Here is a 15,901-nt window from a genome sequence, read left to right as displayed (position 1 = left end):
CTTGAACCGACTAGCCGGAAACGGACGCAATCAGCTTCAACCATCGGTTTAAGATCGGGCATGACCTACCTGCAGCACCTGGTGTCGTTCGTTCACACGGCGGAGCACGGCAGCTTCTCGGCCGCGGCACGGGTGCTGGGGCTGACGCCGGCGGGCGTCAGCAAGAACGTCGCAAAGCTCGAGGCCGATCTCGGCGCGCGGCTCTTCCACCGCAGCACGCGCCGGCTGGCGCTGACCGAAAGCGGCGAGCGCTTCCTGCAGCAGGTGAACGACCCGCTGACGTCGTTGCAGGCGGCCATCTCCAGCGTTCAGCGCGGTGACGAAGCGCCGGCCGGCACGCTGAAGGTCAGCATGGGGCAGGCGTTCGGGCGGCACTTCCTGGTGCCGTTGCTGGGCGATTTCCTCGCTCGATATCCGGCGGTGCTGCCGGACTGGCATTTCGACAACCGGCAGGTCGACATCGTCGGCGAGGGATTCGATGCGGCGATCGGTGGCGGCTTCGAACTGGCGCCCGGCGTGGTGGCGCGCGAACTGGCGCCGGTGCACATCGTCGCGGTCGCGTCGCCGGCCTACCTGGGCGGGCGGCAGGCGCCACGCACGCCGGAGGACCTGGCCGCGTTCGACGGCATCATGCGGCGCTCGTCACCGACCGGCCGGGTGCGACCGTGGACGCTGCGGTCGAAACGCCATGCGGAGCAGGCGGTGCCTTGCAAGCCGAGGCTGATCTTCAGCGACCCGGAGGCGATTGCGGAGGCCGCCAAATTGGGGCTCGGCGTTGCGCTGCTGCCGATGCCGTTTGCTTTTGCGCCGATCGCCAGCGGAGAACTCGTGCGGCTGCTGCCGGGGTGGTACAGCGATGCTGGGCCACTGTCGCTGTACTTCCCGAGCCGCAGCCAACTGCCCGCGAAGACGCGGGCGTTCGTCGACTTCGTGACCGAGCGGTTCCGGGCGGCGGAGTTCGCGAAGCTGGTCGACGGGAGCTGACGGTGTCGCGCGCGCCGGTCAGCCGTGCGGGTCTTCCCCCTTCGAGCGCGACTTGCCGATCTCCTCGGCCTTCTGCATCTCCTGCTGCTCGCGCGGTGACTTCGGGTGGGCGTTGCGCGCCGCCTCCTCGACCTTGCCCGATTTGACGAACTGGCGGGTCTTCTCGTCGTAGTGGCGTCCGGCTTCGTAGTCGCCTTCGCCTTGGACTTGGGTCAGGTCGGCTTGGGGTGACGGCTTGCTCGCTTGTACCGGCTTCTGCTGCTTGCTCATGGAAGGCTCCTTCGTCAACGTGAATCAAAGGTAGCCGTGCAGGACTGCATGACACCTCGGTGCCTTGCGCAATCTTCCGTCGTCAGATCCCGCGCCATGCAGTAGGACACCTCTGACCCATGGTGCCCATGGATTCAGCGCAACATTTGGCAACCATCAATTGGATTTATCGGAAACCTGCTTGAGCTTTGATCGTTGCCCAATTATCGTCTTGGGCTTTCGCTGAGGCCTCCTCTGTTGCGCTTCAGGAGACCAAATTTTGCCAGTGGATATGCGGGAAAGACGAGCCTTCCCTTCCTTCTCTTTTTCGGCCCCCAGAGAAAACAAGGGACTCTCAAGCACCTTCTTGATTGTGATCCTCTCCTTCGGATCAGGATTCAACATGGCATTTATCAGCGTCTTTGCTTCATCCCTCACGTCACGAGGCAAGCAATCGAACAAGGCCGAATCCAAGGCGCCAGCGCTATGCCGCTCAACTTCAGCTTCAATCTCTGCACCAAACGGTGTCTCGTTCCGATCAAATGGATTCTTCCCAAGCAGAAGTTCGCAGAACATGATCCCCAGCGACCACACATCGACGGCGGGGGTGATGGTGAATTTCTGCGGGTTCTTCCAATCCACTTTACCTTTCTCGGCCAGCAAGATTTCAGGCGCCTTGAGTCGCGGATTATCACGGAGTCTATGTCCTTTAATCAAATTCTCCGTCGTCAATTTGGCAAGCTCCAGATCCGTGACGCAAGTCTCACCGTCGCCGTAGAGAATGTTTTCCCATTTCATGTCGTTATGAACGACGCCCTGATCGCTCAGACAACTAACCGACCGCACGGCCATCTGACATAAGAGGATTTTGTCTTCCAAGTACGCCCGCTTGATCTCGTTCGTGCGCTTTTCCAGCAGTCGGTGCGTTCCGAGTGACATCAGAAGCCCGCGGCCGCCGACCCGGGAAAGCTCTTTCACTTCCTGCCGCTGCAGTTTCTCAATGAGCTTGGAACAATCGGGGCCATCCATGTACGGCATGACAACGTACAGGTCCTTGCCGCTGATCCCAACCTCCTTGAAATCCACGACATGGTTGCCGGTCTTTCTTTTTTTGTGTAGACGCCGAATCAATGCAATCTCATTCCGCGCACGTGTTCCATCCGGCATCTTTTTCAGGACATATTTCCCCCCGATTGAATCGACAATCAACTTCAGTTCGTTGGAAGCAGCGGAGAATCCATCACCTCCGGCCTCGCTGAAGAAAAACTCTGTTGATCCAAATTTTATTCCATTGTTCGTGAACGTGACTTTTTTACGACGAATATATCGATATCTTGGAGGATCGACCAGAGCCGCATGCTGCTGAGCTTGGATTCTTTTCGCCTCACGAATTATTGGCGCTGCCTGCTCAGAAATTTCAGCAACTTGATCAGCAATATTATTAGCATCTGAATAGATACTTATTATATCCCTCAAGTATTCCTTCGCCCTGGAAGTGGCTAGCTTATGAATTGATCCCGACCTGAATATCCTTCGCTCGATCGGGTTACTTTGACGATCAACGAGGTATAAGACTTTTATATACTTATTATCAGCGATCCGCACCTGCATTACATCCAACTTCTGGTTCGGCTTTCGCTGACGCAGGAGAAGGTCAACAGACTCTGCAAGTGCAGCCCGTGAGATTCCCTCGCCGGCGCATTGCCGCTTGAGAAGTGCACAATCGAAAAGCGTTCGACTTTGCCCTGCCCTCTGCCTGTCGTTGATCTGAACAAGCTTGAGATGTAATGCGTCGGGCTGCACTTTTAACCTCTGAACAACGATTGAATTCCTGTGCTTGAGTGACAGTTGACGAAGCTCCGTTCCTTCTCGCGCTCAGATTTTTGTACCACGTTGCGGTGCTGGGTATCCTCACCCGGGCCGTATGGAACAACACAGACGGGCCACGCTCGCCGATAACGCTCCAACCAGCGCTCCCCACCCCATGTCTACCGCGGTGATCCCGACCGGCCACCCCTGCAGCGTCGCCAGATTCGTCAGGTCATACGTCGCATAGCGAAGCAACCCCAGCAAGCCGCCCAGCCGCGCCGCATGCCACGCATCCCACGCCGGCCTTGCGGCAAACACCACCACGCCGACCGGAAACAGTAGGTAGAACACCACCGCCGCGACGACGCTGACCTTCTCCGCCGTCAGGTGCCCGATCCCCGCCCCGTACCAATCCATCGCGATCAGCCCGAGCCACAGGCCATCCAGCGCCAGCAGTACGACGAGCGCTGCCACATAGGGACCGAGGCAGGTACGCATGCGGCCGATGCGACGTCGCACCGGCCACGCCGCTCAAGCCGCCGTCACCGCGACTGCTTGAACGCCATCACCGCCTGGTTCCGCAGCGTGCGCAGCAGCGAGAGCTCCCGCTCTCCCAGCTCGATGCCGCCCGGCTGTGCCTTGTCGGCATAGATCAGCGCGAACGGCGCGCCCTTCATCAGCAAGGGCAGCAGCAAGAACGCCGGCGCATTCACCTGCTGCCGGTACCACGCCGGCAAGCGCGCCGCGATGTTCGGCACCGTCGCGTCCGAAATCAGCGTGTCCGCCCCCTTCAGGCACACCGCGCTGAACAGATCGGGCGCGGTGCCCGGCGCCGGCTTCAGCGCCACCTTGAACTGCTTGCTCGCGCTGTCGACGTCTTCGCCCATGCCGAAGCGGCCGGTCAGCATCTCGGTCTTCGGGTCGCGCAGGCAGAACACGATGCGCCGGAACCCCAGCGCGCGCAGCATCGTCTCCAGGATCATCCGCAGCACGTCGTTGAGCTTGAAATCCTCGACCATCGTGTTCGTGATGTCCTGGATCCCCGCGCCGAGCATCGCGGCCGCGGCGTCCTGGTCGAACGGCTTCACGGCCGGCCTCTCGAGCGGAATGGTCATGTCGATCGCGATCGTCGCCTGCAGCTCATGCCCCGCCAGGCTGTCGGCGTCATCGACGATCGTCTTCGCGGTGCCGTTGCCGCCCGGCTGCTCCAGCAGCCGCCGCACCGGCGAACCGGGCTGCACGCTCAGGCTCATCGCCTGGGCCAGCCCCGCCAGCCGCTGCTGCGCCAGCAGCGCCGCGGCCTGCATGTCGCGCGGGCTGATCTCCAGCACGCGCGCATAGCGCTGCGCCACCGCGGCGATCGCGCTGCTCGCGCGGCCCGGCTCGGCCTGCAGCATCGCATCGGTCACATCGTTGGCGGCCAGCGCGATCCAGCGCATCCGGTCGGCCTTGTCGCACGGCCGCGTCGGGAAATCGCCCACCGGCCGGCGCATGCAACGCTGCAGGCTCTCGGGGAATCCCCAGGCCTTCGCGATGCCCAGCCCCAGGTCCTCGAAGCTCAGGCCGAGCACGCTGATCGACGCCGCATGCTCGCCCATCGTCGAGCCGCCGACGCCCTTGGTGCCGGTCAGCTTGCGCACCTGGCGCGCTTCGTCCGGAAAGTAGAACTCCGTCAGCAGCCGGCCGAGGTTCTGGAACATCGCGCCGATGAAGGCCTCCTCGCCCTCCTTCGACGCCGGCAGCAGCTCGTTGGCGAGCGAGCCGGCCATCAGCGAGCGCAGGAACTCCTCCTTCAGCTGGTTCGCATGCCCCTTGTCGTGCATGTGCTCCAGCAGCACCAGGCTCAGCGCGATGTTGCGAATGCCGGCAAACCCGATCAACGCGACCGCGCGCGACACGGTGCTGATGCTGCCGCCGCCCGATTGCGTGTAGTGCGCGGTGTTCACCAGCCGCAACAGCTTGTTGGTCAGCGCGACGTCCTTCAGGATCTCGCTCGACAGGCTGGCCAGGCTCTCGGTCTCCGAATTCGCCACGCGCTGGATGCGCACCACCGAATCCGACATCGCCGGAAAGTCGCTCTTGTGGCGCATGCGGCGCAGCAGGAACTCCAGCGTGCCGCTGCCCGACTGGGCCGCCTGCGCCTGCCCCGCCGGCGCATCGGCCGCGGCCGGCACCAGCCATGCCTGCAAGGCCTTGCGGAACGCCGCCACATCGGCATGCCGCTGCCCTGGGTCGCGGGCCAGGCTGCGCATCACGATCGCACGCAGCGCATCGTCCGCATCGCCCGCGCCATCCTTCGGCCACGCCAGGTCTTCATGCGCCACGCGGTACATCGCGCGGAACGGATCCTTCTCGACCAGCAGCTGCCGGCCGCACAGCATCTCGGCCAGCACCAGCGCGGCCGAGAACAAATCCATCGCCGGCGCCGGCTTCAGCCCGTGCGTCGCCTCGGGCGACATGTAGCCGGGCGTGCCGACCACCTGCTGCACATGCTGCGCGTCGACGCTCGCGGCGATGCCGAAGTCCATCACGCGCGCCCGGCCCTCGGCATCGACCAGGATGTTCGACGGCTTCAGGTCGCGGTGGATCACGCCGGCGGCATGGGCGGCGGTCAGCGCGTCCAGCACGCCCAGCATCATCTCGACCGCATCGCGCGCCGGCATCGCGCCCTTCGCGCGCAGTTGCTCGGCCAGCGTCGGGCCGGCCACGTATTCGAAGACCAGGTACGGCTGCTGCTCGTGCACGTCGGCTTCGAACACCGGCACGATGTGCGGATGCGTCAGCCGGCTGACGCTGCGCGCTTCCTGCAGCCAATGGCCGACCTCCGCGGTGTCGGCCCCGGGGCGCATCAGCTTGACGGCGACCTCCCGCTCCAGCCGCGGGTCGTGGGCCAGCCACACGGTGGCCTGCGCGCCCTTGCCGAGCATCCGCCGCAATTCGAAGCGGCCCAGGGTGGCGGGGCGCGTGGCCATGGCGGCAGCGGGCATCGATCCGGATCGGGCTTACTGCGGACGCGAACGCGCCGCGGCCAGGCCGCGCAGCCCACCCGCAGGCGTCGGCGTCGCATCGTCGGTGGCCACGTGGCGCGACGATGCCGCCACGCCGCCGGTGCTCATCGCCTGGCGCGCGCTCTGCAGCGCTTCGCCGATGTCGCGCGCGGTCACCTCGAGCGGCCGTGCGTAGCGCTGCGCCACCACGGCCAGGCCGGCGGCCACGCGCGTCGGCGGCGACTGGGTCGCCACGTCGACCGCCTCGTTGGCGGCGCTCGCGGCAATGCGCAGCACGTCGCCGTCGCTGTCGGCGGTGCGCACCGGCCGGCCGACCGGCAACCGGCGCGCCATGTGCAGCACCTCGTCGTTCAGGCCCCAGTGGCGCGCCACGGCCGCGCCCAGCAGTTCGCTGTCGACGCCGAGCACCGCCAGCGACGCGCCCTCTTCGGTCATGCCCGGCTGCTCGGCCTCGCCCGGCTCGGCGGGCGGGATCGGCTGCATCAGCTGGCGGATCTGTTCGGCTTCATCGGGGAAGTGGTACTGCACCATCAGCCGGCCCAGGTTCTGCAGCGTCGCGATCAGGTAGACCACCTCGGGGTCGTAGCCGGCCGGGCGCAGCACCTGCGCGGCGTGGCCGGCCAGGCGCACCCGGTCCATCAGCTTCTGCAAGGCGTCGGCATGCACCGGCGCCAGCGGCCCGGGCCATGGCCGCAGCACCGCGGCGGCACTGCGCACGCCCTTCAGCCCGACCAGCGCGACCGCGCGACGGATCGTCAGCACCGGGCCGTTGCCCGAAATCTGCGTGCCCTGCACCTGCGCCGAATTGACTGTGCGCAGCAGCTCGAAGCTGAGCGCCATGTCCTGCAGGATCTGCTGCGCGATCTCGTCGGTGCGCTGCCCCTCGGCCATCGCGAGACGGCCGACACGCTGTGCCACGCCGGGCGCGGCCGGCAGGTGGCCGATGCTGCGCAAGCGGTCGATCAGCAGCGCGATCGCGCCGCCGCTGTCTTGCGCATCGGTCTCGCGCCAGCCCGACATCGCGCGCAGCATCGTGCGGGCGCTGTGGTAGCGCTGGCGCTCCTGGCGGTCGGTCGCGCGGTTGGCGATGGCGCGCAGCGCATCGGGAATCGGCTTCGGCGTGCCCCAGGGCAGGCGGATGATGTCGCGGCCGCTCGGCGGCAGGCGGTCGATGACGCGGGCGGTGTCGGGTTCGTCGAGCGCCGGCTGGCCCGACAGCAGCTGGTGCAGCACCAGGCCGGCACACAGCACGTCGCGTTCGGCCGCGACGCGGGCGGCGCGCAGCTGGTTCGGGTCCATCGGCATCGCGCGGTCGTGGGCCCGGTCATGGGCGCGGTCGGCAAGCGCCGGTTCGCCGGCCGCCGCGGCCACCGTCGACGCGACGGCCAGCGCCATCACGCGCACCGTGCCCTGCTCGCTGAGCAGCACGTGGTGCAGTTGCAGGTCGCGGTGCGCCACGCCGGCTTCGTGCGCGAAGGCCAGGCCTTCGAGCGCCTGGATCATCCAGCCGACCGCTTCGTTCGCGGTCAACCCGGGCGTGGCCGCGAGCCGCTCGGCCAGCGTGCTGCCGAGCGCGCGGTCGACCGCGACATACGGCCAGTGGTCCTGCACGCCGACCTCGATCACATGGGCCAGGTTCGGGTGGTCGAGCCGGGCAGCGAGCTTCGCATCGCGCGTCCAGGCCTCCAGGCCGGCCGCATCGGCCGGCTGCACGCGCGGCAGCGTCAGCATCACCTCCTGCGAGGCGCGCGGATCGAAGGCCAGCCAGACCATGCTGCGGTCGCTCTTGCCCAGCAGCTGGCGCAGCTGGTAGCGCCCGAACGCACGCGTCGGCGCGGTCTTGGCGGCAGGAGTCTCCGGAACGGGCATGGGCAGCGAGCGCGATGTGACGAAGTTGCCTTATTGGACGACCGAATGCTGCGTTCTGGTGCGCAGATGAACCCGGAAAAGCCGTGCCAATTTGGTCCGGCGGGGCGGGTTCCCGGCCGTCAGATGTCCAGCTCGACGACCTCGCCGGTGCCGGCGATCAGCGCGCAGCGCACGCTTTCGCCGGGCTGCAGCGCCTGCACCGCGTCGCGGTAGCGCTGCATTTGCCGCCGATACTCCTGCTGCGCCTGCGGCTTGTGGGCCAGCTTGTAGTCGAGCACCCACCAGACGCGCCGGCCACCTTCGTCCAACGCGACCAGACGGTCGATGCGCAGCGCCTGCGTGCCCTGCGCCACCGCCACCTCGTTGCCGGCCCACAGCAGCCCGGCGCGGTCGAAGAAGCGACGGCCGCTGGCATGCTGCAGCATCGTCGACGCGATGCGCAGCACCTCGCGCGGCGGACTGTCGAACGCGCTCGCGGCGGCGGCGGCGAGCGCCTCGAGGTCGGCCTCGCCGGTCCCCCGTTCGGCCGTCGCCCATTCCAGCGTGCGGTGAACCGCCTGGCCCAGGCGCGACGCGCGGTCGTCGCGGGCCGCGAACGCGGCCGGCGCCGGATCGGCCGCCGCGGCCGGCGGCAGCGCCGGCAGGCCCGGCAACGCGAACGCGCCCTGCCCCGCCGCCGCCGAGGCCACGTCGGCCGGCAGCCACGGCTGCGCGAGCGCGTCGACCCGCTGCCACCACGACGCACCGGGTGCCGCGATGTGCGGTTCGGTGCGGCTGAACACCACCTGCTCGCGGGCGCGCGTCATCGCGACGTACAGCCCGTTCAGCTCTTCGCGCTGCCGCGCCGCCAGCTCGGCGAGCATCGCCGGCGCGAGCGACGGCGGCACGTCGCCTTCGGAATAGACGAAGGCACAGCGCGCCGGCCGGTCCAGCTCGACCGGCCAGTCGACCAGCACGGTCGCGGTGTCGGTGCCGGCCCGCTCGGGCGCGCTGTCCATGATGAAGACGACGCGCGCCTCCAGGCCCTTGGCGCCGTGCACAGTCAGCAGCTGCACCGCGTTGCGCTGCGCCGGCGGCGCCACCTTCAGCGCGCGGCGCTTCAGCGCGCGGACGAAGTTGTACGGCGTTGCGTAGCGCGCGCCGTCGAGCGTCAGCGCTTGGCCGAGCAGCGCGTCGATCGCGTTCAGTGCCGCGGCACGCTGCTCCGGCGGCACGGTGGCCGCGACGCGCTCGCGGTAGCCGCCCTCGGCGACGATGCGGTCCAGCAGGTCGTGCGGCGGCAGCGCACGCGCGGCCTGCAGCCACGCCGGCAGCAGCCGCTGCGCCCGCTGCAGCGCCGGGTGGCCGTCGTGAGGCCCGCGCAGCAGCGCGCCGAACCAGTCGCCACCGTCGGCCGCCTGCGCCAGCGCGATCAGCTCGTCGTCGGCCGCGCCGAACAGCGGGCTGCGCAGCGCCTGCGCGAGCGACAGCCGGTGCTGCGGCGACGCCAGCGCATCGAGCATCGCGATCAGGTCGCGCACCTCGGGCGCATCCATCAGCGACTGGTCTTCGACCGCGGCGGCCGGCAGGTGCCGCGCCTGCAGCGCCTGCGCGACCAGCCGCAGCGATGCGCGCTTGCGGCACAGCACGAAGATCTCGCCCGGCGCGACGCTGCCGCTCGCGACCAGCTCGCCGGCCGCCTGCGCGACCCAGCGCGCCTCCTGTTCGCGCAGCACTTCTTCGGGCTCGTGGCGCGGCGTGACCAGGCTGTCGCGCCACAGCAGCCGGCCTTCGTCGCGCGCGGCCGATTCGCGCGGCGGGCGCTGCACCGGCGGCAGCGCGCGCACGCCGGCGCCGGCCATCGGCGCGATCTCGGTGCTGTGCGCGCGGTAGTCGCTGTAGTCGCCGTCGCGCTGCGCCGCCTCGAACACCTGGTTCAGCGCGGCGATCACCTCGGGCGCATTGCGCCGCGTGTGGTCGCAGGCCAGCACATGGCCGCCCAGCCCGTCGGCGACGAAGTCGCTCGCGGCGGCGAACACCCGCGGCTCGGCGCGGCGGAAGCGGTAGATGCTCTGCTTCGGGTCGCCGACGATGAAGACCGACGGCGGCCGCTGACCGCTCGCGCCGCCCCCGGCGCCGGCATAGGCCGACAGCCAGCTGTGCAGCGCATGCCACTGCAGCGGGCTGGTGTCCTGGAACTCGTCGATCAGCACATGGCGCACCCGCGAATCGAGCCGCTCCTGGACCCAGCCGGACAGGTCGGCATCGCGCAGCAGCGCGAGCGCGCAACGTTCGAGGTCGGCCATGTCGGCCAGCCCGCGCTGGCGCTTGAAGGCTGCGAACTGCGCGAGCAGCACGCGCGACAGCCGCGCCATGCGCAGGTGCTCGTCGTGCGCGGCCTGCTGGCGCGCGGCGTGGTGGATGGCGTCGAGCAGGGCGACCGCGTCGTCCAGCTCGGGCGCGGCCAGGTGCGCACGCAACTGGCCGCCGGCGTTCAGCAGCGCGCCGCGCGCGGCCTGCAGCGCGGCTTCGGCGTCGTCGTGCGCCAGCGCCTGCTCGAGCAGGCCGCCCTGCTTGCGCGGCGTCGCCTTCGCCTGCGCACCGAGCGCGGCGGCCACGCGCAGCAGCAGGCCGCGCGCCTCGGCGTCATGCAGCCGGTGCGCCGGGTGCGGCAATGCGGCCAGCGCCGGCCACAGCTGCGCGGCCGACGGCACGCTGTCGTCGAGCACGCCGGCCTCGTCGGCCAGCTCGATCTCGACGCGCTTGTCGAGCACCGTCGCGAGCCACTTCGCGGTCTGCGAACGGCCGCGCCGCTCGACCAGCGCGCGGTAGTCGGCATGCAGCGCCGCGTCGTCGAGCAAGGCCGCATGGAAGCGCCGGAAGATCTCGCCGAGGTGCTCGTCGATGTCCTCGATCAGGCTCATGCCGGGCTGCAACCCCAGCGCCGCCAGCAGGTCGAGCGGCGCGGTCTTCAGCAGCTGCGAGAACCAGGCGTGGAAGGTGCGGATCTCGACCGGCCGGCCGCTGGCCAGCACCTGCTCGTGCAGGCCCGCCAGCCGGGCCGCGAGCCCGGCCGCCTGCGCCGGCGGCACGCCGCGCGCGGCCAATTCGGCGGCGCGCTTCGCATCGTCGACCGTTGGCGACGCGAAATCGGCCAGCCACTGGTTGAGCCGCTCGCGCATCTCGCCGGCCGCCTTGCGGGTGAAGGTGATCGCGAGGATCTCCTGCGGGCGCGCACCGTCGAGCAGCGCGCGCACGATGCGCGACACCAGCATCCAGGTCTTGCCGGCGCCGGCGCAGGCTTCGACGACGACGCTGCGCTGCGGGTCGCAGGCGATGGTGTAGAACGCCTCGCGCGAGACCGGTGCGCCGTCCGCCTGGTAAGCCGGCGTATTCATTCAACCGACCTCATCGCGAACTCCATTGGTCTTTGCGGCACAGCCCGCGCGCCTCGCAGAAGTCGCAGACGCGGCCCTCGCCGATGGCCGGCAAGCCCGCGCCGGCACGGATGCGGGCGAGCTCGCCGGACAGGCCCTCGACCAGCGCCTGCGCGCTCGCCTCGACCTCGGGATGCGGCACCTGGCGGATCTCGTGGCCGGCATCGAGCAGCAGGTAGACGGCCTGCAGGCCGGCATCGGTGTGCGGGCGCATCAGCGCGGCGTAGAACGCGAGCTGCGTGTCTTCGAGCGGCTGGCGCACCTGCTGTCGCAGCGCGGCTTCGCTGCCGGTCTTGTAGTCGATCAGCTCCAGCACCTCGGCGCCGTCGTCGCGGCGCTTGTCGGCGCGGTCGATGCGGCCGTGCAGCGTGACGGCCGCCGGCGCCGGCAGCTCGATCTCGTGCGCCTGCTCGCCTTCGGCCCAGGCGATGCCCCGCGCATCGCGCTCGTGCAGCCAAGCGATGTAGCGCGGCGCGAGCTGCTCGAAGCTGGCGTCGTACGGCAGGAACTCCTCATCGGCCAGGCCGGCGCGGTCCTGCATCGTGCGGCCCAGGTGCAGCAGGCGGGCGGTCTCGTCGGCCGGCGTGCCGGCCTCGCTGCGCGTTTCGTGGAAGGCCTGCAGCACCGCATGCAGCCAGTTGCCGTAGTCGCGCTTCTCGACTTCTTCGTCGAGCTCGCCCGGCTCGCGCAGCTTCAGCATGTGCAGCGCATGGAAGCGGTACGGGCAGGCGCGCAGCGCTTCGCAGGCGCTGGCCGACAGCCGGTCCGGCAGCAACGCACCGGCCGACGGCGCCGGCATGAAGACCGGCTGCGGCTCGACCGCCTGCGACGCGCGCGGGTCGGTCCACGCGGCGAGGCCGCGCGACACCTTCTGCAGCGCGAGCGACAGCCGCTCGACCAGCGGACTGGCCGACAGCGGCTCGCTGCCGTCGACATGGCGGCGCAGCAGCGTGACCTGCGCGGCATGCATCGCATGCGCGAACGACAAGGCCTCGCGCTCGCGGCGGCTGGCCGCGCTGGGCAGGCCGAGCGCCACCGCCTGCGTGTCGCTGATGAACGGCAGCGGGTCGACGCCGGCGCCGAGGTGGCGCTCGTCGGCCCCGGGCAGCACCAGCGCGGCGAAGGGCCGCAGCGTGGCATGCGCAAGCGGCGTGATCACGACCGCCGGCTGCGGCGGCGCCGGCGGCACGAACGACGATTCTTCGAGCACGCCGTCGACCCACTGGCGAAACTGATCGAGCGTCATCGAGGTCTGGCCCGCCTGCGCCGGCCAGCCGCGGCCTTCGGACAGCCACAGCGCGGCCAGCACCTGCGCGCCGGCCGCGTCGTCGGCCAGTGCATCGGCCAGGCCGGCCGCGCCGAGCAGGCCTTGCAGCGCAGCGCACCAGTCGCGCAGCGGGCGACGGCCAGGCTCGGCGAGCGGCGCCAGCGCGTCGCTCAACGCGGCCCACAGCCGGGCCTCGCCGGGGTGCAGCCGTTCGGCATCGATCTGCGAAGTGCGGCGCCAGCCCTGGCGGCGGCAGGTGGCTTCGAGCGACTGGGTCAGCGCGGCCACCGGCCCGAGGCCCGGCCACGGACCGGTCAGCGATTTCAGCGCGTCGAGCGTCGCATCGGCGCTCGACGCGCCGACCGCGCGCAGCAGGCCCATCAGTTGCGCCGCGGCGCGGGTGGTCGACAGCTTCCAGCCGGTTTCGTCGAGCACCGCGACCGACTGCCGTGCCAGCAGCGCATGCACGCGGCGCACCAGCAGCCGGTCCTGCGCGACCAGCGCCACCGGCAAGTCGCCGCGCTGCACGTGCGCCAGCACCTGCGCGGCGGTGCACTGGGCCTCGTCCTCGAAGCCTTCGCACAGCGCGACGGCCGGCGGGCGCGACGGCAATTGCAGCGCGGCCGCATCGGTGTCGATGACAGCCACGGGCACGCGCGCGGCGCGCAGCAGCGCGTCGGTCAGCGGATCGCTGCCGCCGACGCGGACCGCGATCCAGGCCGCGGGCTGCAGCGCGAACAGCGCATCGGTGTGCGGCGGCGCGGCGGCCGCAGCCCATTCGACCGCGATCGCCGCGATCTGACGTTCGGTGAGACCCGGCCCGTCGCCGGCCGCCAGCAGGGCGCGCGCCTGCCGCCAATGCGCCTCGCGGCCGGAGGGCTCGATGGCCGCCGCGGCCCGCGCCAGCCCGTGCGCAAGCCGGACGAAGCCGGCCACCGCATCGTCGAACGCCCGCGGATCGCTGCGGCCCCAGGCCTGCAGCCGCGCCTGGCTGCGCAGGATGCGCGCAGCCGCGAGCCGGTCGAGGTGGACGTCGAACGTGATCTGACCTTCTTGCGCGACGGGCGGAGGCCCGAGGCGCTGCGCGAGCGTCTGCGTCGTCTCGATCTCGGGCATCCAGCCGCCGGCCTGCGCCCAGGCGGCCCGCGCCGGGCCGAGCTGCTGCGCGAACGGCACCAGCACCACGCAGCCGCGCGCCTCGATGCCGGCGCGCGCCATCCACGCGCGCACCTGCGCGACCAGGCCCGGCCCGTCGAGCGCAGCGGCCGGCATGGTGTCGATCACCGGGGTTTCAAGGTCGCTCAAGGTGGCTTTGCGAGGGCGTTGCGGCTATCGAAGCCATAGCGGTGGTGAGGTCGAGGGGCGCCGCGCGAACAGGGGCTTTGTGTCAGAATCATTGTGCCTTGCCACTCGCAACGGGTGGCACATGTCCAAGGACAAATCCCATGAGCAGCGAACTGATCAAGCACACCACCGACGCGTCGTTCGACAGCGACGTCCTGCAGGCCGACAAGCCCGTCCTGGTCGATTACTGGGCCGAGTGGTGCGGCCCCTGCAAGATGATCGCCCCGATCCTCGACGAAGTGTCGAAGGACTACAGCGGCCGCCTGCAGATCGCCAAGCTGAACGTCGACGACAACCGCGACGTGCCCGCCAAGTTCGGCATCCGCGGCATCCCGACCCTGATGCTGTTCAAGGGCGGCCAGCTCGCCGCCACCAAGGTCGGCGCACTTTCGAAGGCCCAGTTGACGGCCTTCCTCGACGGTCATCTATAATCCGCCGAATCGTGGTGGCCTCGGGCCCCGTTCTCCCCGGACGGACTGAAGCCACCACCTGAAGATTGCCACCTCACCCAAAGCCGCCAAGGCTGCGGCGCGCAGGTCCGGCCCAAAACCCCAGCGTATTTGTCGTCGCGAAAGCGGTGCCAAGTGGTCTTGCAGCCTGATGTCGGGCTGCTCGCGAAACTTGTCGCAGCGATCGATTTCGGTCCGTCTTCAGGGACCCTGCTTGCACTCTTTCCAGGGGCACTGCCCATGCATTTGTCTGAACTGAAAGCGCTCCACGTTTCCGAGCTCATCACGATGGGCGAGGCGCTGGAGATCGAGAACGTCGCCCGCATGCGCAAGCAGGAGCTGATGTTCGCGATCATGAAGAAGCGCGCGAAAGGCGGCGAGCAGGTGTTCGGCGACGGCGTGCTCGAAGTGCTGCCCGACGGCTTCGGCTTCCTGCGCGCGCCCGATGCCAGCTACATGGCCTCGACCGACGACATCTACCTGTCGCCGAGCCAGATCCGCCGCTTCAACCTGCACACCGGCGACGCCGTCGAAGGCGAAGTGCGGGTCCCGAAGGACGGCGAACGCTACTTCGCGCTCGTCAAGGTCGACCGTGTCAACGGCCTGACACCCGAGGAGAGCAAGCACAAGATCATGTTCGAGAACTTGACGCCGCTGTTCCCGAAGGAACAGTTCAAGCTCGAACGCGAGATCAAGAGCGAAGAGAACGTCACCAGCCGCATCATCGACCTGATCGCGCCGATCGGCAAAGGCCAGCGCGCGCTGCTCGTTGCACAGCCGAAGACCGGCAAGACGGTGATGATGCAGCAGCTGGCGCATGCGCTGGTCGCGAACCACCCCGAGATCTACCTGATCGTGCTGCTGGTCGACGAGCGCCCCGAGGAAGTGACCGAAATGGTCCGCACGGTGCGCGGCGAGGTCATCAGCTCCACCTTCGACGAGCCGGCCGCGCGCCACGTGCAGGTCGCCGAAATGGTGATCGAGCGCGCCAAGCGCCTGGTCGAGATGAAGAAGGACGTCGTGATCCTGCTCGACTCGATCACCCGTCTCGCCCGCGCCTACAACAACGTACTGCCGTCGTCCGGCAAGGTGCTGACCGGCGGCATGGACTCGAACGCGCTGCAGCGCCCGAAGCGCTTCTTCGGCGCGGCCCGCAATGTCGAAGAAGGCGGCTCGCTGACCATCATCGGCACCGCGCTGATCGACACCGGCAGCCGCATGGACGACCTGATCTACGAAGAGTTCAAGGGCACCGGCAACTGCGAGATCCACCTGGATCGCCGCATGGCCGAGAAGCGCGTCTACCCGTCGATCCTGATCAACAAGAGCGGCACGCGCCGCGAAGAGCTGCTGCTGCAGCCCGAGATCCTGCAGAAGACCTGGATCCTGCGAAAACTGCTGTACCCGATGGACGAGATCGAGGCGATGGAATTCATCCTCGACAAGATGAAATCCACGAAGAACAACCACGATTTCTTCGACATGATGCGTCGCGGCGGTTGAGGC

General features: G+C 68.9%; 10 protein-coding genes. 3 read left to right on the top strand and 7 right to left on the bottom strand.

The features are described from left to right. The first annotated feature begins 60 nt into the window (after nucleotides 1–60). Nucleotides 61–984 (top strand): LysR family transcriptional regulator, encoded by a 924-nt coding sequence (locus FHT26_RS20125; RefSeq protein ID WP_168561881.1) that lies wholly within the window; start codon nucleotides 61–63, stop codon nucleotides 982–984. 18 nt (nucleotides 985–1,002) lie between these two features. Here the strand turns inward: FHT26_RS20125 and FHT26_RS20120 are convergent, their stop codons facing one another. The 7 genes from FHT26_RS20120 to FHT26_RS20090 all read right to left on the bottom strand — a co-directional run bounded on the left by FHT26_RS20120 (nucleotide 1,003) and on the right by FHT26_RS20090 (nucleotide 13,907). After that, nucleotides 1,003–1,254, bottom strand: coding sequence for a hypothetical protein (locus FHT26_RS20120; protein WP_168561880.1), 252 nt, complete (start codon nucleotides 1,252–1,254; stop codon nucleotides 1,003–1,005). A gap of 156 nt (nucleotides 1,255–1,410) precedes the next feature. Continuing rightward, the gene (locus FHT26_RS30520; protein WP_168561879.1) at nucleotides 1,411–3,036 is read right to left on the bottom strand and encodes a protein kinase domain-containing protein; all 1,626 of its coding nucleotides are present in this window, start codon (nucleotides 3,034–3,036) and stop codon (nucleotides 1,411–1,413) included. 108 nt (nucleotides 3,037–3,144) lie between these two features. Continuing rightward, a complete protein-coding gene (locus tag FHT26_RS20110; protein WP_168561878.1) occupies nucleotides 3,145–3,540 on the bottom strand; it encodes a DUF2177 family protein in 396 nt (131 codons plus the stop codon). A gap of 44 nt (nucleotides 3,541–3,584) precedes the next feature. Further along, a complete protein-coding gene (locus FHT26_RS20105) occupies nucleotides 3,585–6,029 on the bottom strand; it encodes a serine/threonine protein kinase (protein ID WP_246868014.1) in 2,445 nt (814 codons plus the stop codon). Nucleotides 6,030–6,044: 15 nt separating this feature from the next. Continuing rightward, complete coding sequence (locus FHT26_RS20100) at nucleotides 6,045–7,919, bottom strand: HDOD domain-containing protein (protein ID WP_168561877.1); 1,875 nt, start codon at nucleotides 7,917–7,919, stop codon at nucleotides 6,045–6,047. A 119-nt stretch (nucleotides 7,920–8,038) separates the two neighbouring features. Beyond that, nucleotides 8,039–11,296: a UvrD-helicase domain-containing protein gene (locus FHT26_RS20095; protein ID WP_168561876.1), complete on the bottom strand. Its 3,258-nt coding sequence runs from the start codon at nucleotides 11,294–11,296 to the stop codon at nucleotides 8,039–8,041. A gap of 10 nt (nucleotides 11,297–11,306) precedes the next feature. Further along, nucleotides 11,307–13,907, bottom strand: coding sequence for a PD-(D/E)XK nuclease family protein (locus FHT26_RS20090; RefSeq protein WP_168561875.1), 2,601 nt, complete (start codon nucleotides 13,905–13,907; stop codon nucleotides 11,307–11,309). Between the two features lie 140 nt (nucleotides 13,908–14,047). On the opposite strand from FHT26_RS20090, the gene trxA reads away from it, so the two are divergent. Then, on the top strand, nucleotides 14,048–14,377 hold the full coding sequence (gene trxA / locus FHT26_RS20085) for a thioredoxin TrxA (protein ID WP_047511552.1): 330 nt from the start codon (nucleotides 14,048–14,050) through the stop codon (nucleotides 14,375–14,377). Nucleotides 14,378–14,635: 258 nt separating this feature from the next. After that, nucleotides 14,636–15,898 (top strand): transcription termination factor Rho, encoded by a 1,263-nt coding sequence (gene rho / locus FHT26_RS20080; protein ID WP_168561874.1) that lies wholly within the window; start codon nucleotides 14,636–14,638, stop codon nucleotides 15,896–15,898. The last annotated feature ends 3 nt before the right edge of the window (nucleotides 15,899–15,901 follow it).

This window comes from Rhizobacter sp. SG703 (genome assembly GCF_012275445.1).
Taxonomy (GTDB): Bacteria; Pseudomonadota; Gammaproteobacteria; order Burkholderiales; family Burkholderiaceae_C; genus Rhizobacter.
This window is presented reverse-complemented; position numbering and strand designations above follow the sequence as displayed.